General features: G+C 63.7%; 26 protein-coding genes. 17 read left to right on the forward strand and 9 right to left on the reverse strand.

Annotated features, from left to right (window positions below; all coding sequences use genetic code 11):
- Window positions 1-145 precede the first annotated feature (145 nt).
- Complete coding sequence (locus tag LQT98_RS06555; protein WP_048408387.1) at window positions 146-763, reverse strand: c-type cytochrome; 618 nt, start codon at window positions 761-763, stop codon at window positions 146-148.
- 91 nt (window positions 764-854) lie between these two features.
- Here LQT98_RS06555 and yihA point away from each other — a divergent pair, with 91 nt between their 5' ends.
- On the forward strand, window positions 855-1487 hold the full coding sequence (gene yihA, locus LQT98_RS06560; RefSeq protein ID WP_231461592.1) for a ribosome biogenesis GTP-binding protein YihA/YsxC: 633 nt from the start codon (window positions 855-857) through the stop codon (window positions 1485-1487).
- A 178-nt stretch (window positions 1488-1665) separates the two neighbouring features.
- On the opposite strand, the gene LQT98_RS06565 is transcribed toward yihA, so the two are convergent.
- From LQT98_RS06565 to LQT98_RS06575, 3 genes are all read right to left on the reverse strand, one after another.
- Window positions 1666-2538 carry a septal ring lytic transglycosylase RlpA family protein gene (locus LQT98_RS06565; protein ID WP_048408385.1) on the reverse strand — a complete coding sequence of 291 codons (873 nt, stop codon included), beginning with the start codon at window positions 2536-2538 and terminating at the stop codon, window positions 1666-1668.
- A gap of 132 nt (window positions 2539-2670) precedes the next feature.
- A complete protein-coding gene (locus tag LQT98_RS06570) occupies window positions 2671-3135 on the reverse strand; it encodes a tRNA (cytidine(34)-2'-O)-methyltransferase (RefSeq protein WP_081555202.1) in 465 nt (154 codons plus the stop codon).
- Between the two features lie 40 nt (window positions 3136-3175).
- The gene (locus LQT98_RS06575; protein WP_231461593.1) at window positions 3176-3886 is read right to left on the reverse strand and encodes a ComF family protein; all 711 of its coding nucleotides are present in this window, start codon (window positions 3884-3886) and stop codon (window positions 3176-3178) included.
- A gap of 144 nt (window positions 3887-4030) precedes the next feature.
- Between LQT98_RS06575 and bioB the strand changes: the two genes are divergently transcribed.
- The 10 genes from bioB (at window position 4031) to LQT98_RS06625 (ending at window position 14728) form a co-directional block, all read left to right on the forward strand.
- The gene (gene bioB, locus LQT98_RS06580) at window positions 4031-5014 is read left to right on the forward strand and encodes a biotin synthase BioB (RefSeq protein ID WP_048408382.1); all 984 of its coding nucleotides are present in this window, start codon (window positions 4031-4033) and stop codon (window positions 5012-5014) included.
- A gap of 114 nt (window positions 5015-5128) precedes the next feature.
- Window positions 5129-6283, forward strand: coding sequence for an 8-amino-7-oxononanoate synthase (gene bioF, locus LQT98_RS06585; protein WP_231461594.1), 1155 nt, complete (start codon window positions 5129-5131; stop codon window positions 6281-6283).
- Window positions 6284-6355: 72 nt separating this feature from the next.
- Entirely contained in the window at window positions 6356-9205 is a 2850-nt protein-coding gene (locus LQT98_RS06590) for a bifunctional diguanylate cyclase/phosphodiesterase (RefSeq protein ID WP_231461595.1), read from the forward strand.
- Window positions 9195-9824: a class I SAM-dependent methyltransferase gene (locus LQT98_RS06595; protein WP_048408379.1), complete on the forward strand. Its 630-nt coding sequence runs from the start codon at window positions 9195-9197 to the stop codon at window positions 9822-9824. The genes LQT98_RS06590 and LQT98_RS06595 overlap by 11 nt, the downstream gene beginning before the upstream one ends.
- Before the next feature lie 24 nt (window positions 9825-9848).
- On the forward strand, window positions 9849-10613 hold the full coding sequence (gene bioH / locus LQT98_RS06600; RefSeq protein WP_231461596.1) for a pimeloyl-ACP methyl ester esterase BioH: 765 nt from the start codon (window positions 9849-9851) through the stop codon (window positions 10611-10613).
- On the forward strand, window positions 10610-11518 hold the full coding sequence (gene bioC / locus LQT98_RS06605; protein ID WP_048408377.1) for a malonyl-ACP O-methyltransferase BioC: 909 nt from the start codon (window positions 10610-10612) through the stop codon (window positions 11516-11518). Before bioH ends, bioC begins: the two co-directional genes overlap by 4 nt.
- 22 nt (window positions 11519-11540) lie before the next feature.
- Window positions 11541-12089, forward strand: coding sequence for a GNAT family N-acetyltransferase (locus tag LQT98_RS06610; RefSeq protein ID WP_231461597.1), 549 nt, complete (start codon window positions 11541-11543; stop codon window positions 12087-12089).
- A gap of 15 nt (window positions 12090-12104) precedes the next feature.
- Window positions 12105-13004, forward strand: coding sequence for a patatin-like phospholipase family protein (locus LQT98_RS06615; RefSeq protein WP_231461598.1), 900 nt, complete (start codon window positions 12105-12107; stop codon window positions 13002-13004).
- 91 nt (window positions 13005-13095) lie between these two features.
- On the forward strand, window positions 13096-13749 hold the full coding sequence (locus LQT98_RS06620) for a glutathione S-transferase family protein (RefSeq protein ID WP_048408441.1): 654 nt from the start codon (window positions 13096-13098) through the stop codon (window positions 13747-13749).
- A 121-nt stretch (window positions 13750-13870) separates the two neighbouring features.
- A complete protein-coding gene (locus LQT98_RS06625) occupies window positions 13871-14728 on the forward strand; it encodes a sterol desaturase family protein (RefSeq protein ID WP_048408374.1) in 858 nt (285 codons plus the stop codon).
- Between the two features lie 117 nt (window positions 14729-14845).
- Here LQT98_RS06625 and LQT98_RS06630 read toward each other — a convergent pair whose 3' ends face one another.
- The gene (locus LQT98_RS06630) at window positions 14846-15577 is read right to left on the reverse strand and encodes a glycine zipper 2TM domain-containing protein (protein WP_231461599.1); all 732 of its coding nucleotides are present in this window, start codon (window positions 15575-15577) and stop codon (window positions 14846-14848) included.
- Window positions 15578-16089: 512 nt separating this feature from the next.
- Between LQT98_RS06630 and LQT98_RS06635 the strand changes: the two genes are divergently transcribed.
- The 3 genes from LQT98_RS06635 (at window position 16090) to LQT98_RS06645 (ending at window position 20726) form a co-directional block, all read left to right on the forward strand.
- Window positions 16090-17466, forward strand: coding sequence for an amino acid permease (locus LQT98_RS06635; protein WP_231461600.1), 1377 nt, complete (start codon window positions 16090-16092; stop codon window positions 17464-17466).
- A gap of 353 nt (window positions 17467-17819) precedes the next feature.
- A complete protein-coding gene (locus tag LQT98_RS06640; protein WP_231461601.1) occupies window positions 17820-19196 on the forward strand; it encodes an amino acid permease in 1377 nt (458 codons plus the stop codon).
- A gap of 216 nt (window positions 19197-19412) precedes the next feature.
- The gene (locus LQT98_RS06645) at window positions 19413-20726 is read left to right on the forward strand and encodes a sodium-dependent transporter (RefSeq protein WP_231461602.1); all 1314 of its coding nucleotides are present in this window, start codon (window positions 19413-19415) and stop codon (window positions 20724-20726) included.
- 78 nt (window positions 20727-20804) lie between these two features.
- Here LQT98_RS06645 and LQT98_RS06650 read toward each other — a convergent pair whose 3' ends face one another.
- From LQT98_RS06650 to LQT98_RS06665, 4 genes are all read right to left on the reverse strand, one after another.
- On the reverse strand, window positions 20805-21116 hold the full coding sequence (locus LQT98_RS06650) for an AzlD domain-containing protein (RefSeq protein WP_231461603.1): 312 nt from the start codon (window positions 21114-21116) through the stop codon (window positions 20805-20807).
- Entirely contained in the window at window positions 21113-21817 is a 705-nt protein-coding gene (locus tag LQT98_RS06655) for an AzlC family ABC transporter permease (protein WP_231461604.1), read from the reverse strand. The genes LQT98_RS06650 and LQT98_RS06655 overlap by 4 nt, the downstream gene beginning before the upstream one ends.
- 248 nt (window positions 21818-22065) lie before the next feature.
- A complete protein-coding gene (locus LQT98_RS06660) occupies window positions 22066-22899 on the reverse strand; it encodes an AraC family transcriptional regulator (RefSeq protein WP_231461605.1) in 834 nt (277 codons plus the stop codon).
- Between the two features lie 21 nt (window positions 22900-22920).
- Window positions 22921-23565 (reverse strand): MarC family NAAT transporter, encoded by a 645-nt coding sequence (locus tag LQT98_RS06665; RefSeq protein ID WP_048408368.1) that lies wholly within the window; start codon window positions 23563-23565, stop codon window positions 22921-22923.
- A 189-nt stretch (window positions 23566-23754) separates the two neighbouring features.
- Here LQT98_RS06665 and LQT98_RS06670 point away from each other — a divergent pair, with 189 nt between their 5' ends.
- The 3 genes from LQT98_RS06670 (at window position 23755) to dinB (ending at window position 26021) form a co-directional block, all read left to right on the forward strand.
- Window positions 23755-24222 carry a copper chaperone PCu(A)C gene (locus LQT98_RS06670; RefSeq protein ID WP_048408367.1) on the forward strand — a complete coding sequence of 156 codons (468 nt, stop codon included), beginning with the start codon at window positions 23755-23757 and terminating at the stop codon, window positions 24220-24222.
- 319 nt (window positions 24223-24541) lie between these two features.
- A complete protein-coding gene (locus LQT98_RS06675; protein ID WP_048408438.1) occupies window positions 24542-24847 on the forward strand; it encodes a SelT/SelW/SelH family protein in 306 nt (101 codons plus the stop codon).
- A gap of 13 nt (window positions 24848-24860) precedes the next feature.
- Window positions 24861-26021 (forward strand): DNA polymerase IV, encoded by a 1161-nt coding sequence (gene dinB / locus LQT98_RS06680; protein ID WP_231461606.1) that lies wholly within the window; start codon window positions 24861-24863, stop codon window positions 26019-26021.
- Window positions 26022-26024: the final 3 nt, after the last annotated feature.

Raw genomic sequence — 26024 nt, forward strand, 5'->3', positions numbered from 1 at the left:
GTGCCGGACAAAGTTGCCGGCGCGTCTCGAAGTGCGGATGGCGCCGTCTGGCGCAAGCGGCGCGGAGTTCCCAACACGGCGCGGCCCTTGCGGGCCGTCATGTCCGGCCGGCCGCGAAGGCGGCGCGGCCGGGCGGCATTGGCGCTCAGCGCAGGCCGGAAATGTATTCGGCCACGGCCTTCATTTCTGCGTCGCTCATGCGGCTGGCGATATCCTGCATCGGGCCGTTCTTGCGATCGGCGCCGGCTTTGAAGTCGTTCAGCTGCTTGACGATGTAGCCGGCGTGTTGGCTGCCCAGGCGCGGGTATTGGTCGGGCAGGCCTTTGCCGGAGGGGCCGTGGCAGGACATACAGGCCGGCACGTGGGTGCCGTTGTTGCCGATGCGGTAGATCTTGGCGCCCAGCGGCATTTGGGTCTTGTCGGACGCTTCGCGATCTTTGGGCTTCTGCTCGCTGTAGTAGGCGGCGACATTGCGCATATCGTCCTCGGACAGCGTGGAAGCCATGCCCAGCATGGTCGGGTTCTTGCGTACGCCTTCCTTGAACGCCTTCAACTGGGTGTACAGATAATGCGCGTTCTGACCCGCCAGCGAGGGATTGGCCGCGGCTACGCTGTTGCCGTCGGTGCCGTGGCAAGCCGCGCAAACCGTTTCGACGATCTGTTTGGCCTTCACCGGGTCGGCCTTGGCGGCTACCGGCGCCGCCGCCAACGCGTTTCCGGCCAGGGTTGCAGCCGCCATCGCCAACAGCATCATACGTTTCATGGTCGCTCCTTTAGGGGCTATCCCTAAATATCTGTAAAAGTGGCAATTTCAAACCTGCTATTCTATACCAACTGATTTCACCCTTACTACTATGTCGACTTTTCAAAACGCCAGATTTTATACCACTGTCAATCATATGAAGGACTTGCCACCGACGCGAGCCGAAGTCGCTTTCGTCGGCCGCTCCAATGCCGGCAAGTCCAGCGCCATCAACACCCTGGCCAATCATGCCCGCCTGGCGCGGGTTTCCAAGACGCCGGGCCGTACTCAGCACATTAACTTTTTTGAGCTGGGCAACGAATGTTTTCTAGTCGATTTGCCCGGTTATGGCTATGCCGAGGTGCCGGAAGCGGTGCGCGCGCACTGGGTGGAACTGTTGGGCCGCTATCTGCAATCGCGCCAGAGCCTGATCGGCCTGCTGCTGATCATGGACGCGCGTCATCCCTTGAAAGAGCTGGACCGCAAGATGCTGGAGTTCTTCCGCGTGACCCGGCGGCCGGTGCACATCCTGTTGTCCAAGGCCGACAAGCTGTCGCGCCAGGAGCAGTCCAAGGTGCTGGCGCTGGTCAAGCGCGAGCTGAACGATTATCCGGACGTCAGCGTGCAGATGTTCTCCAGCCTGAAGAAGAGCGGCGTGGAGGAAGTGGAGCAAGTGGTGAACAGCTGGTTCGACCAGCACTTGGGACAGCCGGCCGCCGAGGACGAGGCGGAGCCGGAACTTTAAGCCGCGGCCGCGGACCTAAGCTAGCAGGTGGCCAACACCTCCCGCTTGCCTCCCTGAGCGGGGCCTGATTGATCAGGCTTACCCCCGGCAGCAGCTTGCCGGGGTTTTTTATGGGCGACGAAAACGACAAAGGCGAAGGAATCATCCTTCGCCTTTGCTTTATGACTGCGTGGAAGCCTTACAGGCTGGTGACCACGGTCTCCACATGCAGGTTCTCGGCGGCGTTGCGCACCGCGTCGCTGGAGCGGAACGGCCCCAGGCGAACCTTGTAGACGCCTTCCTGGTTCACGATGCCGAGTTTGGACTCGTACTTGTCGTCCATCTCGCCCAGCATCTTCTGCACCATGGCTTCGGCGTTGGACAGCTTGGAGAAGCTGCCCAGCTGCAGGAATTTGGGCGTGTCCTCGGCGCGCAGCGCGGCGCTGACGGGACGGGTGCTGGCGATGTTCTCGCCGCCGGCGTCCGGCCATACGCGCTCGATGGCGATCTTGGCGCTGCCTTGCTTGATGAAGCCCAGGCGGTAGGCCGCGGCGTAGGACAGGTCCATCAGGCGGTTCCGGTGGAAGGGGCCGCGATCATTGACGCGCACCACCACCGATTTGCCGTTGTTCAAATTGGTGACCCGGGCATAGCTCGGGATCGGCAGCGTCGGATGGGCGGCGGTCATCGCGAACATATCGTAGCGCTCGCCGGAGGACGTCTTGCGGCCATGGAACTGCTTGCCGTACCAGGAGGCACGGCCCGTGGCTTGATAGGGCTTTTCGCGCGTGTCGGGGCGGAAGCTCATGCCCAGCGCCGTATAGGGCAGGTTGGCTGACTTGATCAGCGGCTCTTCCTGCGGCACGGCATCCGGCACCAAGTTCAGGTTGACCGGAATATGGTCGGCGGGACCATCGTTCTGGAAATAAGCTCCATTCTTGGCAACGGTTTTCTTGTTGCCGGTCGACGAGGACGCCGACTGGTTGGTGGCGCTGGCCGTCTTCACGGTGGAACAGGCCACGAGTACGAGACTGACGAACACAAGCCACAGCCATCGGAGTACTGATTGCATAGATCTCCCTTATGCTGTCGGAACCACTGCAAAACCTTGCGCGCCGTTGAACATCATGACGCTAAACGCTTGCCTGCAAGCGCTTGGGCTAGGCTTTCCAGAGTCCCTTGTTGGGCCGATCTGCGAACCGCTTCAGCTTCCCCCTGCGAAATCGAGCTGTCGCCAAGCCTCGAACACTGTCACCGCGACCGCGTTCGAAAGATTGAGACTTCTTGATTCGGGACGCATCGGCAAACGAATCCTCTGCTGCGGAGGCAATGACTCCAGCACTTCAGGCGGCAGACCGCGGGATTCGGGACCGAACAAAAAAACGTCCCCAGGTTGATAGGAAATCCGGTCATGGCGCTCGGAGCCCTTGGTGGTGGCGGCGAAAATCCGCCGTCCGCGCAAAGTCTCTTGACAAGCCGCCCAATCCTCATGAACCACAACGCGAGCGTACTCGTGATAATCGAGTCCCGCGCGTCGCAGCTTGGCATCCTCCAAAGGGAAGCCCATGGGCTTGACCAGATGCAGTTCACAGCCGGTGTTGGCACATAAACGAATCACATTGCCCGTGTTGGGCGGTATTTCCGGCTGAAAAAGAATTACAGTGAACATCGTTGGCAGGCTGGATTGTTCCAAAGAATCAAAATCTTGGTCAAGTTTTAGGAGAAAAGGCCCTGGCGAGCACCCAGCCATCGACCCGTTTTGCCCCCTGTTTTTTCAAAATTTCGGCCAGTGCCGACAGGGTGGCGCCGCTGGTGGCGACGTCATCGACAATGGCGATGGAAAGCCCGTCACAGCGGCAATTTACGCCGAAAGCATGGCGGAGGTTTTTCCGGCGTTCGGCGCGCCCGAGCGAGGCTTGCGGCCGAGTGTTGTATTTTCGCCAACACAAGTCCGCGCTCAAACGGCTTGCCATTGTAACAGTGATTGCTTTCGCCAGCTCATGGCTTTGGTTGAAACCGCGTTCGGCAAGTCGTTCTTTTGCCAATGGAACGGGAATGACAAAGTGATATTCATGGGCGTGGCCGGCGGCGAAATCAGCCAATAGACTGCCCAGCGCCACGCCCATTTGCAGTTGCTTGCCGTACTTGAACGCATGGATCAGCGCAGCGATCGGGTAGTCGAACAAATAGGGCGCGTGCAGCGCGTCGAAGGCGGGAGGGCGGCGTTGGCACTGCCCGCACAGGCCGGCCGCGGCCAGGGGCTCGGCGCAACGCGCGCATTGGGTGACGGGCAGCCGCGGCAGTTGTTCGCGGCAAGCGGCGCAAAAACCAAGCCGAGCGCGCCAGTCGCCGCAGAGCAGACAGGGTTGATTAAATATTGTGCACTTGTCAATTATGAGCTGCGTTAGGTTTGACAGCATCCGTCCCTCCCCAGCAAGATGCGGCTGATTCGCTCCACGCCCGGCCGGGCGTGGCATTCCGACGATCCCGGCGGCGCAATCCGGAATTCCTTTGATCGATCAAGGGCTTCCTCCGTCGGGACGAGACCACTGCCAGGATTGACCATGCATTCTTCCGCTATCGAATTCAAGCCTTCCGCCACCCCGCACCGCGAGTCCGCCAGCTGGGCTGTGGCGGAAATCGAGGCGCTGTTGGCGCTGCCCTTCATGGAGCTGGTGTTTCGCGCCGCCGAGATCCACCGCCAGTTCTTCGACCCGACCAAGGTGCAGCTGTCGACGCTGATTTCCATCAAGACCGGTGGCTGTCCCGAGGACTGCGGTTATTGTCCGCAGTCGGCGCATCACGACACCCCGGTACCCAATCAGCCGATGCTGACCGTGGACGAGGTATTGAGTGCCGCGCGCGCGGCCAAGGCCAATGGCGCCGGCCGTTTCTGCATGGGCGCCGCCTGGCGCGGCCCCAAGGACGCGGACCTGCAGAAAACGCTGGAAATGGTGAAGGAGGTCAAGGCACTGGGTCTGGAAACCTGCGCCACCTTCGGTTTGCTGAGGGAGGGCCAGGCCGAACAGCTGAAGGCTGCGGGCCTGGATTATTACAATCACAATCTGGATACCTCACCGGACAAATATTCCGATATCATAGCCACGCGCGACTACGAGGACAGACTCGACACTTTGGGAAAAGTACGCAATGCCGGTTTGTCGGTGTGCTGCGGTGGTATTGTTGGCATGAATGAAACCCGCAACGATCGCGCGGGTCTGATTGCACAGCTAGCGAATCTAGAGCCGCAGCCGGAATCGGTGCCGATCAACAAGTTGGTCAAGGTAGAGGGCACGCCGCTGGAAGGCGCCGCGCCGCTGGACTGGACCGAGTTTGTGCGCACCATCGCCGTAGCCCGCATCGTGATGCCCAAAACCTATGTGCGTTTGTCCGCCGGTCGCCGTGAAATGGACGAGTCCACCCAGGCTTTGTGCTTCCTCGCCGGAGCCAATTCCATCTTCTACGGCGACAAGCTGTTGACCACCGGCAACCCCGAAGTGGACGCCGACCGGCAACTGCTGGAAAAGCTTGATCTGGCGCCGCTTTGAGTGGTTTGGGCGGCGGATTCGCGGGCGATGTAAAAAATGTATATATAAGGAGTAGCTTCGGCGCTCGGCCTGCCGGCCGCCGCCAAGCCCTTTTCACGGGATATTTGAGCCGATATGCGCCTTCAAGACCTGCCTGCCGCCCTGTTGGACCTTTCCGCCACCCACCGCCGCCGCCAACGCGCGGTCATCGATAGCCCACAAGGGGTCGAGGTGGTGGTGGACGGACGTTCCTATCTTTCTTTCGCCAGCAACGACTATCTGGGACTGGCCGACCATCCCGCGCTGGTGCGCGCCGCGCAACAGGGCCTTGAGCGCTGGGGCGTGGGCGGGGGATCTTCCCATTTGCTGGCCGGTCATTTCAGCGTGCAGCAAGAGGCCGAAGAGGCGCTGGCGGAATTCGTCGGCCAAGAGGCGGCATTATTGTTCGGCTCCGGCTACGCGGCCAATCTGGCGATTGTCAGCAGCCTGCTGGACCGCGGCGACGCGGTGTTCGCCGACCGTCTGAACCATGCGTCGCTGAACGACGCCTGCCGGCTGAGCCGCGCCGAGTTCAAGCGTTTCCATCACAACGACTTGGCGCAGCTGGAGCGGCTGCTGGCCGAGTCCGACGCCAAAACCAAGCTGATCGCGGTGGAGTCGGTGTACAGCATGGATGGCGACGAGGCGCCGCTGGCGGCGCTGCTGGCCTTGGCCGAGCGTTACGATGCCTGGCTGTACGTGGATGACGCGCATGGTTTCGGCGTGCTGGGCGAGGGGCGCGGCGCGCTGGCCGAGCACGGCCTATCCAGCCCGCGGCTGATCTATATGGCGACACTGGGCAAGGCGGCCGGCGTGGCCGGCGCCTTCATCGCCGGCGGCGGCGAGCTGATCGATTGGCTGATCAATTCGGCGCGCAGCTATATCTACACCACCTCCCAGCCGCCAGCGTTGGCCTGTGCGATCTTGGCCAGCCTGCGTTTGATCGAGGCGGCCGACGACAGGCGCGCGCGCTTGAGGGCGTCGATCGAAACCATTAGATGCGGACTATCTGGAGGAGAATACTCCGTGGGGGCTTCCCGGACGCCGATTCAGCCACTTATCATAGGTAGCGATGAACAGGCGCTGGCGTTGGCCGGCCGCCTGCGCGATCACGGGCTGTGGGTGCCGGCGATTCGCCCGCCCACGGTGCCGGAAGGCGCGGCGCGTTTGCGCCTGTCCTTGTCGGCCATGCATGAGCCGGAGCACTTGCAGCGCTTGTTGTCCTGTATTCGGGGCGACGCGGCGCCCTGAGTCCGCGCGCCCATGGGGAGGGGCGCGCCGGCATGGCCGGATTTTCCAGCTAACTCATACTACGATAATCACATGAAGAGCATGGCTGAATATCTGGCGACGCCTGAGCAGGCCGCCGCGATGGCGCTGTCTCTGCTGCAAGGGCAGGGCGGGGTGCGCATTGCCGCGGTGTGGCGGCAGCTGGGCGAGGCCTGGCAATTGCTGGCCGCCATCGGCGCCACCGATGCGCTGCCCAGTGCCGAAACGCTGGCCGGCGGCGGCCGGCTGGAAGCCGGCTGCGAGGCGATGCCTTTGCGCGCCGGCGAGCAATTGCTGGGCTGGCTGGTGTGGCGCGGCGATGCCGGGCCGGCGTTGAACGAGGCCGCCGCGCTGCTGTGCGCCCATTTGCTGTGCGCGCGGCTGGGCGCGGAGCAGGCGGCGTCGCGCGCGGCCAACGACGCCTTGCTCGATATCTCGCAACTGGCCGAGGAGTGCGGCACCATCGATCAAGTGCTGCCCTGCCTGCATCGGCAGATGATGCGGCTGATGGACGCCAGCAATTTCTACATCGCCTTGTACGATGACGAGGCCCAAGTCATCCACTTCCCGTTCTATGTCGACCAGCGCGATCCCGCTCCTCCCGCCAGCGATGCCGTTTTCCCGCTGGCCGGCCAGGCGCCGTCGCTGACCGCCTGGCTGATACGCGGCGGCAAGCCGGTGGTGCTGAGCCGGGAGCGTTTGCTGGAAGTGTGTCAGCAGGAGGGACTGAGCCGGCAAGGGCTGCTGCCGGCCAGCTGGATGGGCGCGCCCTTGCTCAATGCCGGCGGCCATGTGATAGGCGCGGTGGTGCTGCAGCTGTACGAAAATCAGACGCAATTGACCTCGGCCGAGCAGCAGCTGTTCCTGTTCGCCGCCCGCCATGTCGGCTTCGTGTTGGAACGGGTGCTGCACCGCAGCCAATTGGAGCGCCAGGTCTGGCTGCGCACCAGCGAGCTGGAAGGCGCCAACGCGAGGCTGCGCGCCGAAGTGGCCGAGCGCCAGCGCGCCGAGCGTTTCCAGGGCGCCTTGTTCAGCATCGCCGAGTTGTCGAATACCAGTCTGTCGCTGGAAGCCTTCCTCGGCGGCCTGCACCGCTTGCTGGCGGAGATGGTGCCGGCGCGCAACTGCCTGGTGGCCTTGTACGATCAATTGGAAGACCGCATCAGCTTTCCCTATTGCGCAGATGAGTACGCGCCGCCGTTACAGCCGCACCGTCCGGGCAAGGGCTTTATCGAGCAGGTGCTGCATAGCGGCCGCCCCTTGCTGATCGACCCCTATTCGCAACAGAACCGCCAACCGGAAGCCAGCGCCGATTTGCCGCGGCCCAAGAGCTGGCTGGGCGTGCCGCTGTATTGCGGCACCGATCTCTTGGGTGTGTTGGCGGTGCAGAGTTACGACGAGGACGTGAGCTATAACTTCCGCGATCAGGAAGTGCTGGAGTTCGTCGCCAACCATATCGGCGCGGCGCTGACCCGGGTCAAGGCCTTGGAGAGCCTGCAAGCGGCCTACGCCGAACTGGAGCAGCGGGTGCGCGAACGCACCAGCGAGCTGGACGCGGTCAACGCCCAGCTGGAGTTCGACAGCCTGCACGATCCGCTGACCAAGTTGCCCAACCGCAGCTATTTCTCCAAGACCCTGCGCCGGGCCTGGGACGCGTATATCCATGGCAGCGGCGAGCGCTTCGCGGTGCTGTTCATCGATCTGGACCGTTTCAAGCTGGTCAACGACACCCTTGGTCACCTGGCCGGCGACCATCTTTTGTTCGAGGCCGGCGCGCGCATCCGTACCTGCCTGCGCCATTACGACTTTCTGGCGCGGCTGGGCGGCGACGAGTTCGCGGTGCTGATGTTCGGCATGGATGGCGGCGGCGACTGCGAGCGCATCGCGCAACGCATCGTCAACGAGTTCGATCGGCCGGTGATTCTGGCCGGGCGCGAGGTGTTTTCCACCGCCAGCGTCGGCGTGGTGCTGGCCGATCTCGAGCACTACCACAAGGCCGACGACCTGCTGCGCGACGCCGATCACGCGATGTACTGCACCAAGCAGCAGGGGCGGCAGGGCTATACCCTGTTCAATCACGAGCTGCGCATCAACCAGGCGGACCAACTGGCGCTGGAGAGCGAACTGCGTCGCGCGTTGGAAGAGGAAGGGCAGTTGCAGCCGTATTTCCAGCCTTTCATCGACGGTCACAGCGGTGAACTGGTCGGCTTCGAGGCGCTGGCGCGCTGGCAGCATCCGCTGCGCGGCCTGATCTCGCCCGGCTTGTTCCTGCCCATCGCCGAGGAAAGCGGGCTGATCACCCGGCTGGACCGCTACATCCTGAACGCCGCCTGCGCGCAGATGGGACTGTGGCGCGCCCAAGGCAGGGTGGGCCCGGAAGTGGCCTTGCACATCAATCTGTCCTCGGCGCATTTCCACGATCCGGAACTGGCCGGCTGGATAGGCGAGCGCATCCGCCATTACGGCCTGCCGCCGGCGATGCTGCATCTGGAAATCACCGAGAGCGCGCTGATAGACCAGCCCGAGATCGCGGCCACGGTGATGCACGCGCTGCATGAATTGGGCGTGAGGCTGGCGCTGGACGACTTCGGCACCGGCTATTCCGCGCTGTCCTATCTGCACCGCTTTCGTTTCGATGTGTTGAAGATAGACCAATCCTTTGTCTTCGATCTCGACCGTCAGCAGGAATCGGTGGCCATCGTGCGCGCGATTCTGGCGCTGGCCAAGGCGCTGGACCTGGACGTGGTGGCCGAGGGCGTGGAAACCGCCGCCCAGCTGGCCATGCTCAAGGACATGGGCTGCGGCAAGCTGCAGGGTTTCTATTTCGCCGCCCCGGCGCCGGTCCAGGGCGTGGACTGGGAGCGGCTGGCGCGCTTCCGCCGGGAGTTCCAGCATGGAGCCTAGCCGCTGGCGGCGCTGGCCGCAGGTTTTCAACCGCTGGCGCTACAATCTGTACGCGCCGGTTTACGACCGGCTGGCGCAGGCTTTCGCCGCGCGGCGGCGCCGTTCCATCGCGCTGCTCAATCCCCAGCCGGAGGAACGCATCCTGCTGGTGGCGGCCGGCACCGGCCTGGACCTGGACTTCATGGTGCGTTGTCGCCACTTGGTCGCCATCGATATCTCCGACGGCATGCTGGCGCGCTTGCGCGCCCATGCCGCTACGCTGGGCATGGAGGTGGACGCCCGGGTGATGGACGCGCAGGCGCTGGAGTTCGCCGACGCCAGCTTCGACGCGGTGGTGCTGCACCTGGCGCTGGCGGTGGTGCCGGACCCGCGGGCCTGCATTCGCGAAGTGGAGCGCGTGCTCAAGCCCGGCGGCAGGGTGGCGGTGTTCGACAAGTTCCTGCACGACGATCAGCGGCCCTCGCTATTGCGCAGCGCCGGCAATCTGTTGTCGCGCGTGATCGCCACCGATATCAACCGGAGGCTGGCGGATATCCTGGCGGCGTGTCGTTTGCGCAAGGTTCATGACGAAGATGCCGGCCTTGGAGGTTTCTTTCGCATCGCGATCTTGCGAAAATGACGGTTTCCCCTCATTTAATCGTCCATGAGTCTGTTTGTTGAAACGCTGGGCCAGGGCCCGGACGTGGTGATGCTGCACGGCTGGGGTTTGCACGGCGGCGTGTTCAGCCGCGTGGCGGAGCGCTTGGCCGCCAGCCATTGCGTGCATCTGGTCGACCTGCCGGGCCACGGCGCTTCCGCCCCGCTGGCCTCCTTCGACGCCGACGCGGTGGCCGATCTGCTGGACCAGGCCTTTCCGCTGCCGGCGCAGGTGGTGGGCTGGTCGTTGGGCGGCCTGGTCGCCCAGCATTGGGCCGCTCGCCATCCGGACAAGATAAAGAGCCTGGCCTTGGTGGCGACCAGCCCGCGCTTCGTGCGCGACGAGAGTTGGCCGCACGCGCAGGAGCGCAAATCCATCGAGGCGGTGGCCGCCAGCCTGGACGGCGCCTTCGAGCAAACGCTGGAGCGTTTTCTCGCCTTGCAGATGATGGGCGCGCCGTCTGCGCGCGACACCTTGAAGGCCTTGCGCGCGGAATTGTTCTCCCATGGCCGGCCGCAAGGCCTGCTGCCGGCGCTGGAATTGCTGCTGGAAGCCGATGCGCGCGCGCTGGCTGGCCGCATCCGCTGCCCGGTGGGCTTGTTCTACGGCGTCCGCGACGCCATTACCCCGATCGGCGCCGGCCGTTGGCTGGCCGCCGAGCTGGCCGACGCCCGGCTTTATGAATTCCCGCAAGCGTCGCATGCGCCGTTCTTGTCGCACGAGGCCGAGTTCCTCGCCGCGCTTGCCCAGCATTTGGATGCCCACGCATGACAGAAGCGTTCTACACCGACAAGGCGCGGGTGCGCGCCTCATTCGAGAAGGCCGCGGCCAGCTACGATTCCGCCGCGGTGTTGCAGCGCGAAGTCTCCGACCGGATGGCCGAACGGCTGCAGTACATCAAGTTCCAGCCGCAAGTGGTGCTGGACGCCGGCGCCGGCACCGGCTACGGCGCGGCGCAATTGCGCAGCCAGTATCCGGAGGCGCGGGTACTGGAACTGGACCTGGCGCGGGCGATGCTGCAGGCCTCGCGCGCCAAGCAGCAAAGCGGCGACGGCTTGCTGAAGAAGCTGTTCCGCCCCAGCCTGCCGTGGCAGGTAGTGGCCGACATCGAGCGGCTGCCGCTGGCAGATGCCAGCGTGGACATGATCTGGTCCAGCCTGGCGATACAGTGGGTCAATGTGCCGGACAAGGTGTTCGCCGAATTCCGCCGCGTGCTGAAGCCGGAAGGCATGCTGATGTTCTCCACGCTGGGGCCGGACACCCTGCACGAGCTGCGCGATGCCTTCGCCGGCATCGACCGCGCCACTCACGTCAACCAGTTCATCGACATGCATGACCTGGGCGATGCGCTGATGCGCGCCGGTTTCGCCGAGCCGGTGATGGACATGGAAAAAATCGTGCTGACCTATGGCCGCGCGCGCGATGTGATGGCCGACCTGAAAGCGATAGGCGCGCACAACGCCACCAGCGGCCGCGGCCGCGGCCTGATGGGCAAGCATGCCTGGCAGCGGGTGGAGGCGGCTTATGAGGACCGGCGCCGCGACGGCAAGCTGCCGGCCACCTACGAAGTGGTGTACGGCCATGCGTGGAAGGGCAGCGGCAAGAAGCTGGCCAAGGTCAGCGACGATGGCCGCCAGGTGATCGAGTTCGTCAAGAAACCGCCGCGCGCCGAATAGACGGCGCAATCAGGAGCCCTGAATGGGAGTGGAAATCCGCGCAGCGCGCCCAGGGGACGCCAGTTGTCTCGCCGCCCTGTCCATCCAGGTGTGGCTCAGAACCTATGTCACCGACGGCGTGCGTCGGGACATGGCCAACTATGTGTTGAGCGAATTCACGCCGGCGAATTTCGAGGCCTTGATCGCCGATCCCGTGCATCATCTGCTGGTGATGGAACAGGATGATTTCCTGATCGGCTACGCGCTGTTGAAGCGGGACAGCCGCTGTCAGGGCTGCGACTTCGCCACCGTGGAAGTCGAGCGGCTCTATCTGGTGGAAAGCCGTAGCGGCGAAGGCCTGGGCCGGCGCTTGCTGGAAGCGGCGCGGCGTTGGGCGCTCGCCCTGGCGGAACCCGCTCGCCTGTGGCTGACGGTGTGGCACGGCAATGAGCGCGCGATCGCGTTCTACCGCCGGCTGGAGATGGACGTCCACGGCGAATGCTATTTCGAATTGGAGGGCGCGCGGCATCTGAACTATGTGATGCTGGATTCCGCGTCCGTTGGGGCGGCGCTGATTGCCGCCGATGTCTGAAAGCCTGATGGAATCATGATTAGCAAACACATACTCCGGCCCTGGCTGCTGGCGAGCATGGCCGCGCTGCTGGCTGCCTGCTCCACCTTGTCCCCTCCGCCGGCGGCACAGCCGCCCAAGCCGCTGCAAAAACCCAGGATCGGGCTGGCGCTAGGCGGCGGCGCGGCCAAGGGCTTCGCCCATGTCGGCGTGATCAAGGTGCTGGAAGCGGCCGGCATCAAGCCGGACCTGATCACCGGCACCAGCGCCGGCAGCGTGGTCGGCAGCCTGTACGCGTCCGGCCTCAGCGGCATGCAGCTGCAGAGCCGCGCGATTCAGCTGGACGAATCCAACCTCACCGACTGGACCTTGTCGAGCAAGGGCGTGATCAAGGGCGAGAAGCTGCAGAACTGGATCAACGCCCAAGTGGCGAACAAGAGCATAGAGCAGCTGCCGCGCCCGTTCGGCGCGGTGGCGACCGAGCTGGACAGCGGCCGCAAAGTGGTATTCCGCCTGGGCAACACCGGCCAGGCGGTGCGCGCCTCGGCCAGCATCCCCAATGTGTTCCTGCCGGTGAAGATAGGCAGCAAGAGCTATGTGGACGGCGGCCTGGTCAGCCCGGTGCCGGTCAGCGCCGCGCGCGAGATGGGCGCCGACTTCGTCATCGCCGTCGACATCTCGGCGCGGCCGCGCAAGGGCGCCGCCACCGGTTTCCTGTCCATGCTGGACCAAAGCCTGAACATCATGAACGGTCCGGCGCTGGCGCAGGAACTGAAGCAGGCCGACGTGGTGATCCGCCCGCAGGTGCAGGACATCGGCTCCGCCCAGTTTGACGCGCGCCACCAGGCCATTCTGGAAGGGGAACGCGCGGCGCAGGCGGCCTTGCCGCAAATCCGGCAGTTGCTGCAGCAAAAAGCCGTTGCCATGAATAAGTAATGGCATAATGCTGCCGGGCCGGCCCTGCACCGCAGCATGGCCGGCCGCCCACCATCAGCAACCGCGGGCTCCGGCCCGCCTGGAGACCTGGATGATCAAGCTTTACGGCGCAGCGCTGTCCCCTTATTACAACAAGGTCAAAATCGCCTTGCTGGAAAAGGGCGTCAACTTCCAAGAAATCCTCACCGCCCCTTCGCAGCAAGAAGAACTGCTGGCGAAGAGCCCGATGGGCAAGATTCCCTTTGTCGAAGTCGGCGGCCACGCGATGGCGGAATCATCGGTGATCCTGGAATGGCTGGAAGACGCCTATCCCACTGCTTCTCTGCTGCCGCCGACGCCGAACGGCCGCGCTCACGCGCGCCAATTGAGCGCGATATTGGATTTGTACGTGTTGATGCCGGCGCTGCCCTTGTACCGCCATTGGCTGTTCGGCAGCCCGCTGGAAGCCAATGCCGTGGACACGGCCCGCCAGCAGGTGGCGCGCGGCCTGGCCGCCGCCGGCCAGATGCTGGACTATGGCCCCTGGGCCTGTGGCGAGGATTTCAGCCACGCCGACATCAGCGCCGCCTGCATCCTGCCGGCGCTGGCGCAGATGAGCCAGGCGCTGTTGGGCGAGGACATCACCGCGGCCTTCCCCGAGCGTGACAGTTATCTGCAGCAACTGTCCGCCCGCAAGAGCGTGAACCGCTGCTGGAGCGAGCGCGAGGCGGCATTGAGCGCGTTCCGCGCGCGTCAACAGCAGTAGGATAGAGCGTGGGGCACCGCTGAGCCGCTTGCCGGAATGCGGCGTTTGAGCAATTATAGAGTTCAAACTCCAATCAAGTGTTTGCGTTAGCGCGAACACCATTCCCAAGCGGGAGGCGGTGATGAAGTTCGATATTCAGCTGCTGCTGCTGGCATTGGCGCCGGTATTCCTGGCCTGCGTCGCCGGCGAGCTGTGGTATTTGCGTCGCCAGGGCCGGCTCAGCCTTTACGACTGGCGCGACTCGGTGTGCTGCGCCTGCCTGGGCTTGCTGCACCAGGGGGCGGACAAGCTGGCCTGGGTGCTGGTGCTGCCCTTGTATGCGTGGATTTACCAGCAGCACCGGCTGTTTCAGTTCGCCGATTCCTGGCTCAGCTTCCTGCTGTTGTTCATCGGCCAGGATTTCCTCTATTACTGGTTCCATCGCGTCAGCCACCGCGTGCGCTGGCTGTGGGCTGCGCACAGCGTGCATCACAGCTCCACCCGCATGAATTTCACCACCGCCTTCCGCCAGAGCCTGATGTATCCATTGGCCGGCATGTGGGTGTTCTGGCTGCCGCTGGCCTGGCTGGGTTTCCCGCCCGAACAGGTGGTCGGCGTGGTATTGCTGAACCTGGCCTTCCAGTTCTTCGTGCATACCCAGGCCTGCCCCAAGCTGGGCTGGCTGGAATATGTGTTCAATACCCCGTCCATCCATCGCGGCCATCATGCCAAGAATCCGCGCTATATCGACCACAATTACGCCGGCGTGCTGGTGATCTGGGACCGCCTGTTCGGCAGCTATGTCGAGGAAAGCGCCGACGATCCCTGCGACTACGGCACGGTCAAGCCGGTGAACAGCTTCAATCCGCTATGGGTCAGCGTGGTGGAATGGCGCGACATGCTGCGCGAGGCCTGGCGCGCGCCCAATTGGAAAGACCGCTGGACGGTATTGTTCGGCCCGCCGGAAGAGGCGGAAGCGGCGGCCGCGCGCTGGCGCTGAGGACATGAAAAAAGCGGACCGGGAGGTCCGCTTTTGCGTGGTGGCATCAGGATGGTTTGTCGCTTGAAGAACGTTTCAACGCGGTATCGCCGATGCGCAACAGATCGTGGGCGGGTTTTAAACCAGTACCTTGCCGTTCTTGGCCGGCAAGGTCTTGCCCTTGGGCTTGTGGTTCATGCGCACGGTGTCGGTCTTGCCGTCCAGTGAATACTTGACGTCGTAGCCAACGACTTTCTCGCTGCTTTCGTTCACCTCATTGCAGATGGTCTGGGTGCTGCTGACCTGGTCGCGTTGCTGCATGCCTTCCTGCACCTTGTTGCCGGCCAGGCCGCCAGCCAGCGCGCCGATCACGGTGGCGGCTTTCTTGCCGTTGCCACCGCCTACTTGGTTGCCGAGCACGCCGCCGAGCACGCCGCCTATCACCGAGCCGGCGATGCGGTTCTGATCCTGGACCGGCGCTTGATGCGTCACTTGCTCCTGGTGGCAGACCTGCTTGGGCGCGTTGACGGTTTCCTTGATCGGCGTTACCGCCAGAATGCGGGCGTGGGTGGCGTGGACCGGAGCGGCCGGCTTGGCCGGCGCGCTGGGTTCGGCGGGTTTCGCCGCCGGTTTGTCCGTGGCGGCCACGGCTGCGGGCGCAGTTGCGGCAAGCACCGCTGGCGCGGAAGCCACGGCCGGGGGCAGGCTAGCCGCGGGAGCGGAAGCGGCGACCGGCGCGCTGGCGACTTGCTGTTGCGGCGCGGCGGCGGTTTGCGGGTTGGACTTGATGGCCTGAAAGCCGGCCACTCCCAGGCCGCCTAGGGCGATGCCGCCGCCCAGCACGCTGGCGATCAATACGGATTGTTTCATGCTTCGTCTCCAAAACGGGGCCGTCTATGCGGCCGTAATCATGATGAGTGAGATGAAATTCAGACACTTCATAGTGGCAGACAGTTGCAAATCAAATGTTTTCCATTTGTTACTAAAAGTGGCGAATCGTTAGTGTTTCCGCTGGCCTCGCGACTCAGTGATGCCGGGTATGAATTTGATTTATATCAATATATGCGGGAGCATTCACTTGCTTTTATGCGATTTGGCTGGATGGAAGGGCTGACGGGCGGCTTGGCATAAGTTCGCAGTAGTCTGGGGGATTTTCGGCAATTAGAGCAAAGTTTTTGTTCAATTAATCGAATTTAATTCCATTGTGTTCAATTTATGACGCGTATAAGGCATAAAACTTCAATCGCTTGGTTTGACGCAAGCTCGGCTTGAGTGCTTAATGTTCTGCTTGTCGATGTTTGCAACAGAATCGACGCGGCTTGCCTGAATTGTCATGCTGTTGGTATTAATGTTGCTGGGAAATGATGATTGAGGGGCTTGCCTTGACTGAGATATCAACCGAAGCCGGTTTGAAGCGCGGTTTGAAAAACCGCCACATCCAATTGATCGCGCTAGGCGGCGCGGTGGGCACCGGGCTGTTCCTGGGCTCCGCCAGCGTGCTGAAGGCCGCTGGCCCATCGATGATCCTGGGCTATGCCATCGCCGGCCTGATCGCCTTCATGATCATGCGCCAACTGGGCGAAATGGTGGCGCAGGAGCCGGTGGCCGGCTCGTTCAGCCACTTCGCCTACCGCTACTGGGGCGATTTCGCCGGTTTCCTGTCCGGCTGGAACTACTGGGTGCTGTACATCCTGGTCAGCATGGCGGAACTCACCGCCGTCGGCGCCTATGTGCAGTACTGGTGGCCGCATGTGCCCACCTGGGTATCGGCGCTGGTGTTCTTCGTCTGTATCAACGGCATCAACCTGGCCAACGTCAAGGTTTATGGCGAGGCGGAGTTCTGGTTCGCGCTGATCAAGGTGGTGGCGGTGATCGCGATGATTCTGTTCGGCGGCTATCTGCTGCTGACCGGCACCGGCGGTCCGCAGGCCTCGTTCAGCAATCTGTGGAGCGATGGCGGTTTCTTCCCGCATGGCTTCAGCGGCTTGTTCATGATGATGGCGGTGATCATGTTCTCCTTCGGCGGGCTGGAGTTGATCGGCCTGACCGCGGCCGAGGCGGATAACCCGCGCACCACCATCCCCAAGGCGGTGAACCAGGTGATCTACCGCATCCTGATCTTCTACATCGGTTCGCTGGTGGTGCTGCTGTCGCTGTATCCGTGGAGCAAGGTCGCGTCCGGCGGCAGTCCCTTCGTGATGATTTTCCAGCAGATCGGCTCTGGCCTCACCGCCAATCTGCTCAACTTCGTGGTGCTGACCGCTGCGCTGTCGGTGTACAACAGCAGCGTTTACGCCAATAGCCGCATGCTGTACGGCCTGGCCAGACAGGGCAACGCGCCCAAGGCCTTGATGCAGGTGGACAAGCGCGGCGTGCCGGTGTCGGCGATCCTGGTGTCGGCGTTGGCGACCTTCGCCTGCGTGATCCTCAACTATGTGCTGCCGGGCGAGGCCTTGGGCATCCTGATGTCCTTGGTGGTGGCTGCGCTGGTGACCAACTGGGCGATGATCAGCCTGACCCATCTGAAGTTCCGCCGCGCCAAGGTCGAGGCCGGCGAGCAACTGGTGTTCAAATCGTTCTGGTTCCCGCTGACCAACTGGATCTGCCTGGCTTTCATGGCGATGATTCTGTTGATCCTGCTGCTGACTCCGGGCGCCGCGGTATCGGTCTATGTGTTGCCGATATGGCTGGGGCTGCTGTGGGTAGGCTATCGCGCCAAGGGCGCGCCGACGGGGGAGCCCGCGCGTCAGACACCCTGAGTAGGGCTTCCGCGCTCACGCAGTGGGCGCATTGGCAGGGCCGCCTGATTCGGGCGGCCCTGCCTTTTTGGGGCGAGCGGAACACTGAGTTGGCGTTGCGATTTTGGACATAATGTCTATTTGTTCATGACAAGGGCTGTCATCTTTGGATGGATTCTAAATGTATTGAAAAAGACTTTTGACCTTATGTCGTATTTTGTTTAGTCTGATCGTGGTTTGTTTGAAGTTGATGTATCTGCTGGGAATGTCTTACAGGCTTTATTGGACTTTTTGTCTAATTGGCGAGTGGTGAGGGCCTTGCTGCATTGATGAAGCAACACCGTTCCATTCACTAATCAGCAGGAGGCGCCAAGGTGAGCGTTACCCCCACTTCCACCGGTTTGAAGCGCGAGCTGAAAAACCGCCATATCCAATTGATCGCGCTGGGCGGTGCGATCGGTACCGGCTTGTTCCTGGGCTCGGCCAGCGTGTTGAAAGCGGCCGGACCGGCGATGATTGTCGGCTATGCCGTCGCCGGCTTCATTATTTTCCTGATCATGCGCCAATTGGGCGAGATGCTGGCCGAAGAGCCGGTGGCCGGCTCGCTCAGCCATTTCGCCGACCGCTACTGGGGCAAGTTCCCCGCCTTTCTATCCGGCTGGAATTATTGGGCGCTGTATGTGCTGGCCGGCATGGCCGAACTGACCGCCGCCGGCGAGTACGTGCGCTATTGGTGGCCGGATGTGCCCACCTGGCTTACCGCGCTGGTTTTCTTCGTGGCGATTACCGGCGTTAATCTGAGCAGCGTCAAATACTATGGCGAGACGGAGTTCTGGTTCGCGCTGATCAAGGTGGGCGCGGTGATCGCGATGATCGTGTTCGGCGGCTATCTGCTCTTGTCCGGCAACGGCGGCCCGCAGGCTTCGGTGAGCAATCTGTGGAGCGACGGCGGCTTCTTTCCGCACGGCGTAGGCGGCCTGTTCATGACGATGGCGGTAATCATGTTCTCCTTCGGCGGCTTGGAGCTGATCGGCATGGCGGCGGCGGAGACCCAAGACCCGCAGAAAACCATTCCCAGGGCGGTGAACCAGGTGATCTACCGCGTGCTGATTTTCTACATCGGCTCGCTGTTGGTGCTGTTGTCCCTGTACCCGTGGAGCAAGGTGGCCGCCGGCGGCAGCCCCTTCGTGATGATTTTCGAGCAGATCGGCGCCGGCTTCGCCGCGCACGGGCTTAATTTCGTGGTGTTGACCGCGGCCTTGTCGGTGTACAACGGCGGCGTCTACGCCACCAGCCGCATGCTGTTCAGCCTGGCCCAACAGGGCAATGCGCCCAAGAGCATGGCCAAGCTGGACAAGCGCGGGGTGCCGGTCAACGCCACCTTGCTGTCGGCGCTGGCGACTTTCGCCGGCGTGGTGCTCAACTACCTGCTGCCCAGCGGCGCGCTGGCCTTGTTGATGTCGCTGGTGGTCACCGCCCTGGTGATCAATTGGGCGCTGATCAGCCTGACCCACCTGAAGTTTCGCCGCGCCCAGGCCGGCCGCAAGCTGGTGTTCGCCTCGCTGTGGCATCCGTTCGCCAATTGGCTGTGCCTGGCCTTCATGCTGATGATCCTGGGCGTGATGCTGTTCACGCCGGGCATTGCGGTATCGGTGTATGTATTGCCGGCTTGGCTGCTGGTTTTGTGGCTGGGTTTCCGGCTGAAGCGGATGGGGGCGGACGCGGTCGGTCTGGCCGTCGACAAGGCGTGAGCGCGCATGCCGGGCTTGACGTACTGGTGCGTAAACCGGCATGCTTCCAAACTTATGAAGCAGATCATCCCTTTTCAGACCAAATCGTGGTGGTGGCGCAGCTAATCGGCGCGCCAGGGATTTTCGTATCTGTTTTCCGGGCCGCCGTCATGGGCGGCCTAGTTGTATCCAGCGTTACCCCGTGCGGCGGCAAATCGTTCTGACTCAGGAGTTGTCATGTCTCGCACGCAATGGGGGTCCCGCCTCGGTTTCATTCTGGCTTCGGCCGGCGCCACGGTTGGCCTGGGCTCCATCTGGAAGTTTCCCTACGTCACCGCGATGAATGGCGGCGGCGCGTTTCTGCTGATCTATCTGCTGTTGACCTTCACCCTGGGCATTGCCTTGTTGATGGCCGAGATCGCCATCGGCCGCGCGGCGGCCTGCGGCGCGGTGAGCGCCTTCGCGCGGCTGGGCTCGCGTCATTGGAAGCTGGTGGGCTACGCCGGCGTGCTGTGCGGCTTCCTGGTGTTTTCCTTTTACAGCGTGGTGGGCGGCTGGACGCTGGGTTATCTGCTGCGCGCGGTGGACGGCCGGGTGATGAGCAATGACCCCGCGGCGCTGGCGCGCTTGTTCGGCGATTATGTGTCCGATCCCTTCGAATCCCTGCTGACCCATGCGCTGTTTGCCGGGCTGACCCTGTTGGTGGTGATGTGCGGGGTGCAGAAGGGGATTGAGCGCGCCGGCAAGGTGTTGATGCCCTTATTGTTCCTGTTGATGCTGGGCCTGATCGCGCGCTCGCTGACCCTGCCCGGCGCGGAGGCCGGCGTGGCGGCGCTGCTGACGCCGGACTTCTCCAAGGTGACGCCAGGCATGCTGGTGGAAGCACTGGGCCTGGCCTTTTTCTCCTTGTCGGTGGGCGCCGGCTGCATGATCGCTTATGGCTCCTACCTGGGCCCGGACACGCGGCTGGGCGGCGCCGCGTTGTGGGTCACCGGCCTGACCACGCTGACCTCGGTCCTGGCCGGTTTGATGATTTTTCCGGCGATCTACGCCTTCGGCCTGAATCCGCAGGCTGGACCAGGCCTGACCTATATGACCATGCCGGTGGTGTTCAATCACCTGCCTTTCGGCCAAGGCTTGGCGGCGGCCTTCTTTCTGCTGCTGCTGATGGCGGCGCTGACTTCGTCGGTATCCCTGCTGGAGCTGGTGGCGGTGTTTCCCATCGATGAATGGGGCGTCAGCCGCCGCAAGGCGACGCTGGCGATCGGCCTGCTGGTGTTTTGCGCCGGCATTCCGGCGGCGCTGTCCTTCGGCGTGCTGGCGGACTGGAAGCTGTTCGGCCGCAATGTGTTCGAGCTGATGGATTACACCGCGTCCAACATCCTGCTGCCGCTGGGCGGCATCGGCACCGCCTGCTTCGCCGGCTGGGTGATCTGGCCGACCATGCGCGCCGAGCTGCAATTGCCCGCGGCGCTGAGCGCCGGCGTGCGCTTCATCTACTGCTGGGTCGCGCCCGCCTTGATCGGCCTGGTGCTGATTTACAATATCTGAGCCTAGGGCAATGCCTGCCGCGCGCCGCGAAGCGGCGCACGGCGAGCGCGTGTTGTTCCGTGGGCTCTGGACAGCTGCTCAGAGCCAGCGCAGCAAGCCATAGACGATGAAGCTGACCACAATCGCGAGCAGGGTCTTGCCGTTCTTCCACGCCACCGCGATGGCGACCAGGGTGCCTATCAGATAGGCGTTGCCCAGCGACAGATCGATGTGCCCGGCCGGGGCCAGCGCCATTGGCACCACCAGCGCCGACAGCACCGCCGCCGGCACATAGTGCAGCGCGCGGTTCAGCCAGTCCGGGAAGGCCAGCCGCTGGCCGAACACCAGAAAGCTGGCGCGGATCAGCAAGGTGGCCGCCAGCATGCCGAATATCATCCACCAAGAGTTCATGCCGCCTCCTTGCGCTTGCCTTCCAGCAAGAGTCCGGCGCTGACGCCGAGCAGCGCCGCCAGCATCAGATCCAGCTTGTAGGGCAGGCCGCGCGCCAGCAGCGCGGTCAGGCCGGCCACCGTCGCGGCCGCCAGCGTGGACCGCTTTTTCAATTGCGGCGCGACGATGGCGGCGAAAGTGGCCACCATGGCGAAATCCAGGCCCAGTTGCGCCAGCCCCGGCACCGAGCGTCCCAGCAGCACGCCGGCCAGCGTCCACGCCTGCCAGTTGCTGTACATCGCCAGCGAAGAGCCCAGCCAATACCACTGGCCGCCGGCGGCGCCCTGGGTGCGGAAGCGATGTTCGACCACGGCGAAGGTTTCATCGGTGAGCCAGAACGCCAGCGGCCAGCGCCAGGCCAGCGGCCATGGTCGCGCATAGGGCAACAGGGTGGCGCTGTACAGCGCGTGGCGCAGATTGACCACGAAGGTGGTCAGCCAGATCACCGGCAGCGCGGCGCCGGCCGCCACCAGGCTGACGGCGATGAATTGCGAGGAGCCGGCGAACACCAGCAAGGACATGGCTTGAGTGCTCAGCGGGCTGAGACCGGCGGCGATGGCCAGGGTGCCGAAGATCACGCCGAAGGGCGCGGCGCCTATCAGCATCGGCAGGCTGTCGCGCGCGCCTTGCCATGCCCAGGCGGCAGGGGTGGAGCGGGTCATCGGGGCGTGTCCTTGTGGCAATGAGATGGATTCATCATGCCGCCGAAACCGGCAGTCGTCTTGAACGATTTTGCGGGGGATGGCCGCGTGGCTTTGAGCTGCTTCTCAGAGCCTGTTCAAAGTCTCGCGAGCAAGGGCGAGACAAGGTGAAAACGAGCGAAAAAGCGGAATGTACTCGTGGTACATGAGCATTTTGAGCTCGTTTTTAACGCGGTATCGCTGAAGCGCAGCAGACTTTGAACAGGTTCTCAGCGGCGCAGGCCCAGCGCGCGTTGATAGGCCGCCGGCGCCAGGCCCACGGTGTGGCGGAAGGCGCGAGTCAGATGGGCCTGATCGGCGAAGCCCAGGCTGAGTGCCACCGCGCCGGGCGTTTGCCCCTGCGCCAGCAACTGGCGCGCGCGATTGACGCGCAGCTGATTGCGCCAAGCCACCGGCGGCAGGCCGAAGTGCTGGCGAAACTGGCGGCACAGCTGCCACGGCGAGAGCTGGGCCGCTTCCGCCAGCGTCTGCAGCGACAGGTTCTCGTTGATGGCGTCGGCCAGCATTTGCCGCGCCAGCTCCACCGCGCGCGGGGCGGCGGCTTGAGTCTGGTCGTGAACTTGCATATGGCGCTGCAGCACCGCGCCGAACATTCGCTGCAACGCCGATTCGCGCAGCAGCCGGTCCTGGCTTGCGCGCAGCAGGCGATGCAATTGGTCCATGCCGACGGCCAGCGGCGCGTCCAGCACCACGGTGTCGCGAAAATAGGGTCGGGCGTGGGCGTCGCCGCTGATGTCGGCGGCCAGCCGCTGCAAGAAATCAGCGGATGGGTAGAAGCCGCGGTAGGCCCAGCCGCGCGCGTCGGCGGTCTCGCCGGTATGCACTTCGCCGGGGTTGATCAGCACCAGCGCGCCGACGCCGGCGCGGTGGGTGCCGCCGCGATGGCGGTAGGACTGTGCGCCCAGGGTCAGCGCGTTGACCACGTATTCTTCGTGAAAATGCGGCGGGAACACTCGCTGGGCGTAGCTGGCGTCCAGGCATTCCAGTGCGCCGATGTCGTCGGCGCGGAAGAAATCGGAACGATCGGACGCCGGGCGGGACATGGCGGGGCGTCGCTAGCGGCCCTAGGAGCCGGCCATGAAGGTGCGGATGCCGGAGCCGACGAACTGCACGCCGATGCAGATCAGCAAAAAGCCCATCAACCGCGTCATCACCTCGCGGCCGCCGCGGCCCAGGCGCTGGGCGATCAGCTGAGAGGATTTCAGCGTCAGCCACATGCCGAAGCAGGTGCCGCCGATGGCGGCGAAGGTCATCGCGAAGGCCAGCGCCTTGGCCGGCAGCGTGGTCAGTTCGGCGATCTCGGTGGAAATGCCTATCACCACGGCGATGGTGCCGGGGCCGCTGATGCCGGGCATGGCCAGCGGGAAGAAGGCGTAATCCTCGCGTTCGCCGGTCTTGGGCGCGTTGCCCGGATCCTGTGACAGGAACAGCATGCGGTAGCCGAGCACGGCGACGACGAAGCCGCCGGAAATGCGCAGCGCGCCGTAGGAAATGCCGAAGGCGGACATGATCACGTTGCCGGCCAGCAGGCTGACCACCATGATGGCGGCGGCGAACACGCAGGCGCGGCGCGCCTGATTATCGCGCGCAGAGTCGCTCATCTCACGGGTCAGGGTGATGAACAGCGGAATCTTGGACAGCGGATTGGTGATGGTGATCAGGCTGAGCAGCCCGCCGAACAGGAATTGGAGCGACAACGTCTTGAGCATGGCACTGCGCTGATGAAGCGAACATTACATGGAATGGACGCAGTCTGCCTGAGGCCGCGGGCCAGTGACAAGGGAAATTCTGTTATTGGCCGCAGGGAGCGCGCGCGGCATGACATTGGCTGTGGCATTATGCCGCACAGCTGGCCATGGCGGCTGTGCTAGAGTGCGGAAAACCGGAGGAATCCCTTTATGAAAAAGACATTGAGCGCGCTGCTGGGCCTGTGCCTGTTGAGCGCCGGCGCGATGGCGCATGAATTCAAGCTGGGCGATCTGAAGATAGGCCATCCGTGGAGCCGGGCGATGCCGGAGAGCAGCCCCACCGGCGGTGTCTACCTGCTGCTGAGCAATCGCGGCAAGACCGCCGACAAGCTATTGTCGGCCAGCACGCCGCGCGCGGCCAAGGCCGAACTGCATACCCACATCAACGACAATGGCGTGATGCGCATGCGCGAAGTGGCTGGCGGCGTGGAAGTGGCGGCCGGTCAGCAAGTCAAGTTCGCGCCCGGTAGCTATCACGTGATGCTGATGGGTTTGAAGCAGCCGCTGCGTGCCGGCGATCATTTCCCGCTGACGCTGCGTTTCGAGAAAGCCGGCAGCGTGACGGTGGATGTGGCGGTGGAAGACGGCGTCGCGCCGGCGGCTGAACACGCGCATTGAGCGGAATGGCGCGATGCTACCGGTAACGTTGCGTCGAAGTTACATCGTGCGGCGCAGCAATCGACGCGGGCTGGAGTAAAAGCTTTACCCCGCGTCGGCGACTGGGCAGACTTGGCCTCGGGAATGTGTTGCAAACAAGACGTCATTGCCACTGCCGGCTCCCTGACAAGGTTATAACGCCAAGTCTGCACAAAGAGAGAAACGATGGAGGAGCGGCCGCTAGCGGTCGCGCACAACAAAATCCAGGGACGCCGGCAGTTCCTTTCCCTTCCCATGATGTATGCTGTCAGCCATCTTCTTGCCGACCGCGTTTTCCCGCATGACATCCTTGATTCCCCCCGCCAAAACTCCGCGCCTGAGCATTGAATACTGCACCGGCTGCCGCTGGCTGCTGCGCGCCGCCTGGATGGCGCAGGAACTGCTGACCACCTTCGAGAAGGAGTTGGCGGAAGTCGCCTTGCAGCCGGGCAGCGGTGGTGTGTTCCGCGTCGAGCTGGATGGCGAACTGCTGTGGGACCGCAAGGCCGACGGCGGTTTTCCCGACATCAAGCTGCTGAAACAGCGAGTGCGCGACCGGGTGGCGCCGCAGCGCTCGCTGGGCCATAGCGACGGCGCCGTCTCCTGATCCGGTCATCGCCATGAGCGAGCCGCTGCGCAAGATCATCCACGTCGACTGCGACTGCTTCTACGCCGCCATCGAGATGCGCGACGATCCCTCGCTGCGGCCGCTGCCGCTGGCGGTGGGCGGCCGGCCGGAAAGCCGCGGCGTGATCGCCACCTGCAATTACATCGCGCGCCGCTACGGTGTGCGTTCGGCGATGTCGTCGGCGCGCGCGCTGCGCTTGTGTCCGGATCTGCTGATCCTGCCGCCGGACATGGCGCGTTACCGCGAAGCCAGCCAGAAGATCATGCGCATCTATGAGCGCTACACCCCCTTGATCGAACCCCTGTCGTTGGACGAAGCCTATCTGGATGTGAGCGGCCAGCCGCATGAGCAGGGCAGCGCCACCTTGATGGCGGAGGCGATCCGTCGCCAGATCCGCGAGGAGGTGGGCATCACCGCATCAGCCGGCATCGCGCCGAACAAATTCCTGGCCAAGGTGGCCAGTGACTGGAACAAGCCGGACGGGCAATTCCTGATCCGGCCGCAGGACGTGGCCGGCTTCGTCGCAACGCTGCCGGTGGAGAAGATCCATGGCGTGGGCCGGGTCACCGCGCAGCGGCTGAACGAGCTGGGCATTCGGCGCTGCGGCGACATGCTGGCCTGGGAGCTGACCGATCTGTTGCGCCATTTCGGCCGCTTCGGCGAACGCCTGTATGAGCTGGCGCGCGGTGTCGATCCGCGGCCGGTGTCCACCGACCGCAGCCGCAAAACGATCAGCGTCGAGGAGACCTATGCCGTCGATCTGCCCGACGTCGCCGCCTGCCTGTCCAAGCTGCCGGAGCTGATAGACCGCTTGAGCGCGCGCATCGCGCGCAGCGGCAACCCCGCGTTCAAGGGTTTGTCGGTCAAGCTCAAGTTCGATGATTTCAACCAGACCACGGTGGAGCACAGCGGCGGCCAGCTGTCGCCGGCGCGTTTTGGAGAGCTGCTGCGGGTGGGTTTCGAGCGCGGCCGGCGTCCGGTGCGCCTGGTCGGCGTCGGCGTCAAGCTGGCTGACGAGCACGATCTGCCGCGCCAGCTGCGCCTGTTCGGTCGCGACGGCCGCCCGCTGCCGGACCTGCCGGCGGCGGACGCTGTCGCGGCCGAGGCGGAGCCGCCAGCGAGTGACGCCGGCCAGCCTCCGCAGCATAGCTGAGGC

The organism is Chromobacterium aquaticum, from assembly GCF_021129195.1.
GTDB lineage: Bacteria > Pseudomonadota > Gammaproteobacteria > Burkholderiales > Chromobacteriaceae > Chromobacterium > Chromobacterium aquaticum.

Excerpts from the sequence above, each read along its gene's own strand:
- bioH (WP_231461596.1), top strand. The coding sequence starts at position 9,849 with ATGAGTCTGTTTGTTGAAACGCTGGGCCAGGGCCCGGACGTGGTGATG.
- bioC (WP_048408377.1), top strand. The coding sequence starts at position 10,610 with ATGACAGAAGCGTTCTACACCGACAAGGCGCGGGTGCGCGCCTCATTC.
- LQT98_RS06630 (WP_231461599.1), bottom strand. The coding sequence starts at position 15,577 with ATGAAACAATCCGTATTGATCGCCAGCGTGCTGGGCGGCGGCATCGCC.
- LQT98_RS06615 (WP_231461598.1), top strand. The coding sequence starts at position 12,105 with ATGATTAGCAAACACATACTCCGGCCCTGGCTGCTGGCGAGCATGGCC.
- LQT98_RS06620 (WP_048408441.1), top strand. The coding sequence starts at position 13,096 with ATGATCAAGCTTTACGGCGCAGCGCTGTCCCCTTATTACAACAAGGTC.
- LQT98_RS06675 (WP_048408438.1), top strand. The coding sequence starts at position 24,542 with ATGACATCCTTGATTCCCCCCGCCAAAACTCCGCGCCTGAGCATTGAA.
- LQT98_RS06625 (WP_048408374.1), top strand. The coding sequence starts at position 13,871 with ATGAAGTTCGATATTCAGCTGCTGCTGCTGGCATTGGCGCCGGTATTC.
- LQT98_RS06595 (WP_048408379.1), top strand. The coding sequence starts at position 9,195 with ATGGAGCCTAGCCGCTGGCGGCGCTGGCCGCAGGTTTTCAACCGCTGG.
- yihA (WP_231461592.1), top strand. The coding sequence starts at position 855 with ATGTCGACTTTTCAAAACGCCAGATTTTATACCACTGTCAATCATATG.
- LQT98_RS06645 (WP_231461602.1), top strand. The coding sequence starts at position 19,413 with ATGTCTCGCACGCAATGGGGGTCCCGCCTCGGTTTCATTCTGGCTTCG.
- LQT98_RS06670 (WP_048408367.1), top strand. The coding sequence starts at position 23,755 with ATGAAAAAGACATTGAGCGCGCTGCTGGGCCTGTGCCTGTTGAGCGCC.
- LQT98_RS06650 (WP_231461603.1), bottom strand. The coding sequence starts at position 21,116 with ATGAACTCTTGGTGGATGATATTCGGCATGCTGGCGGCCACCTTGCTG.
- LQT98_RS06610 (WP_231461597.1), top strand. The coding sequence starts at position 11,541 with ATGGGAGTGGAAATCCGCGCAGCGCGCCCAGGGGACGCCAGTTGTCTC.
- LQT98_RS06665 (WP_048408368.1), bottom strand. The coding sequence starts at position 23,565 with ATGCTCAAGACGTTGTCGCTCCAATTCCTGTTCGGCGGGCTGCTCAGC.
- bioF (WP_231461594.1), top strand. The coding sequence starts at position 5,129 with ATGCGCCTTCAAGACCTGCCTGCCGCCCTGTTGGACCTTTCCGCCACC.
- bioB (WP_048408382.1), top strand. The coding sequence starts at position 4,031 with ATGCATTCTTCCGCTATCGAATTCAAGCCTTCCGCCACCCCGCACCGC.
- LQT98_RS06660 (WP_231461605.1), bottom strand. The coding sequence starts at position 22,899 with ATGTCCCGCCCGGCGTCCGATCGTTCCGATTTCTTCCGCGCCGACGAC.
- LQT98_RS06555 (WP_048408387.1), bottom strand. The coding sequence starts at position 763 with ATGAAACGTATGATGCTGTTGGCGATGGCGGCTGCAACCCTGGCCGGA.
- LQT98_RS06570 (WP_081555202.1), bottom strand. The coding sequence starts at position 3,135 with ATGTTCACTGTAATTCTTTTTCAGCCGGAAATACCGCCCAACACGGGC.
- LQT98_RS06590 (WP_231461595.1), top strand. The coding sequence starts at position 6,356 with ATGAAGAGCATGGCTGAATATCTGGCGACGCCTGAGCAGGCCGCCGCG.
- LQT98_RS06655 (WP_231461604.1), bottom strand. The coding sequence starts at position 21,817 with ATGACCCGCTCCACCCCTGCCGCCTGGGCATGGCAAGGCGCGCGCGAC.
- dinB (WP_231461606.1), top strand. The coding sequence starts at position 24,861 with ATGAGCGAGCCGCTGCGCAAGATCATCCACGTCGACTGCGACTGCTTC.
- LQT98_RS06565 (WP_048408385.1), bottom strand. The coding sequence starts at position 2,538 with ATGCAATCAGTACTCCGATGGCTGTGGCTTGTGTTCGTCAGTCTCGTA.
- LQT98_RS06575 (WP_231461593.1), bottom strand. The coding sequence starts at position 3,886 with ATGCTGTCAAACCTAACGCAGCTCATAATTGACAAGTGCACAATATTT.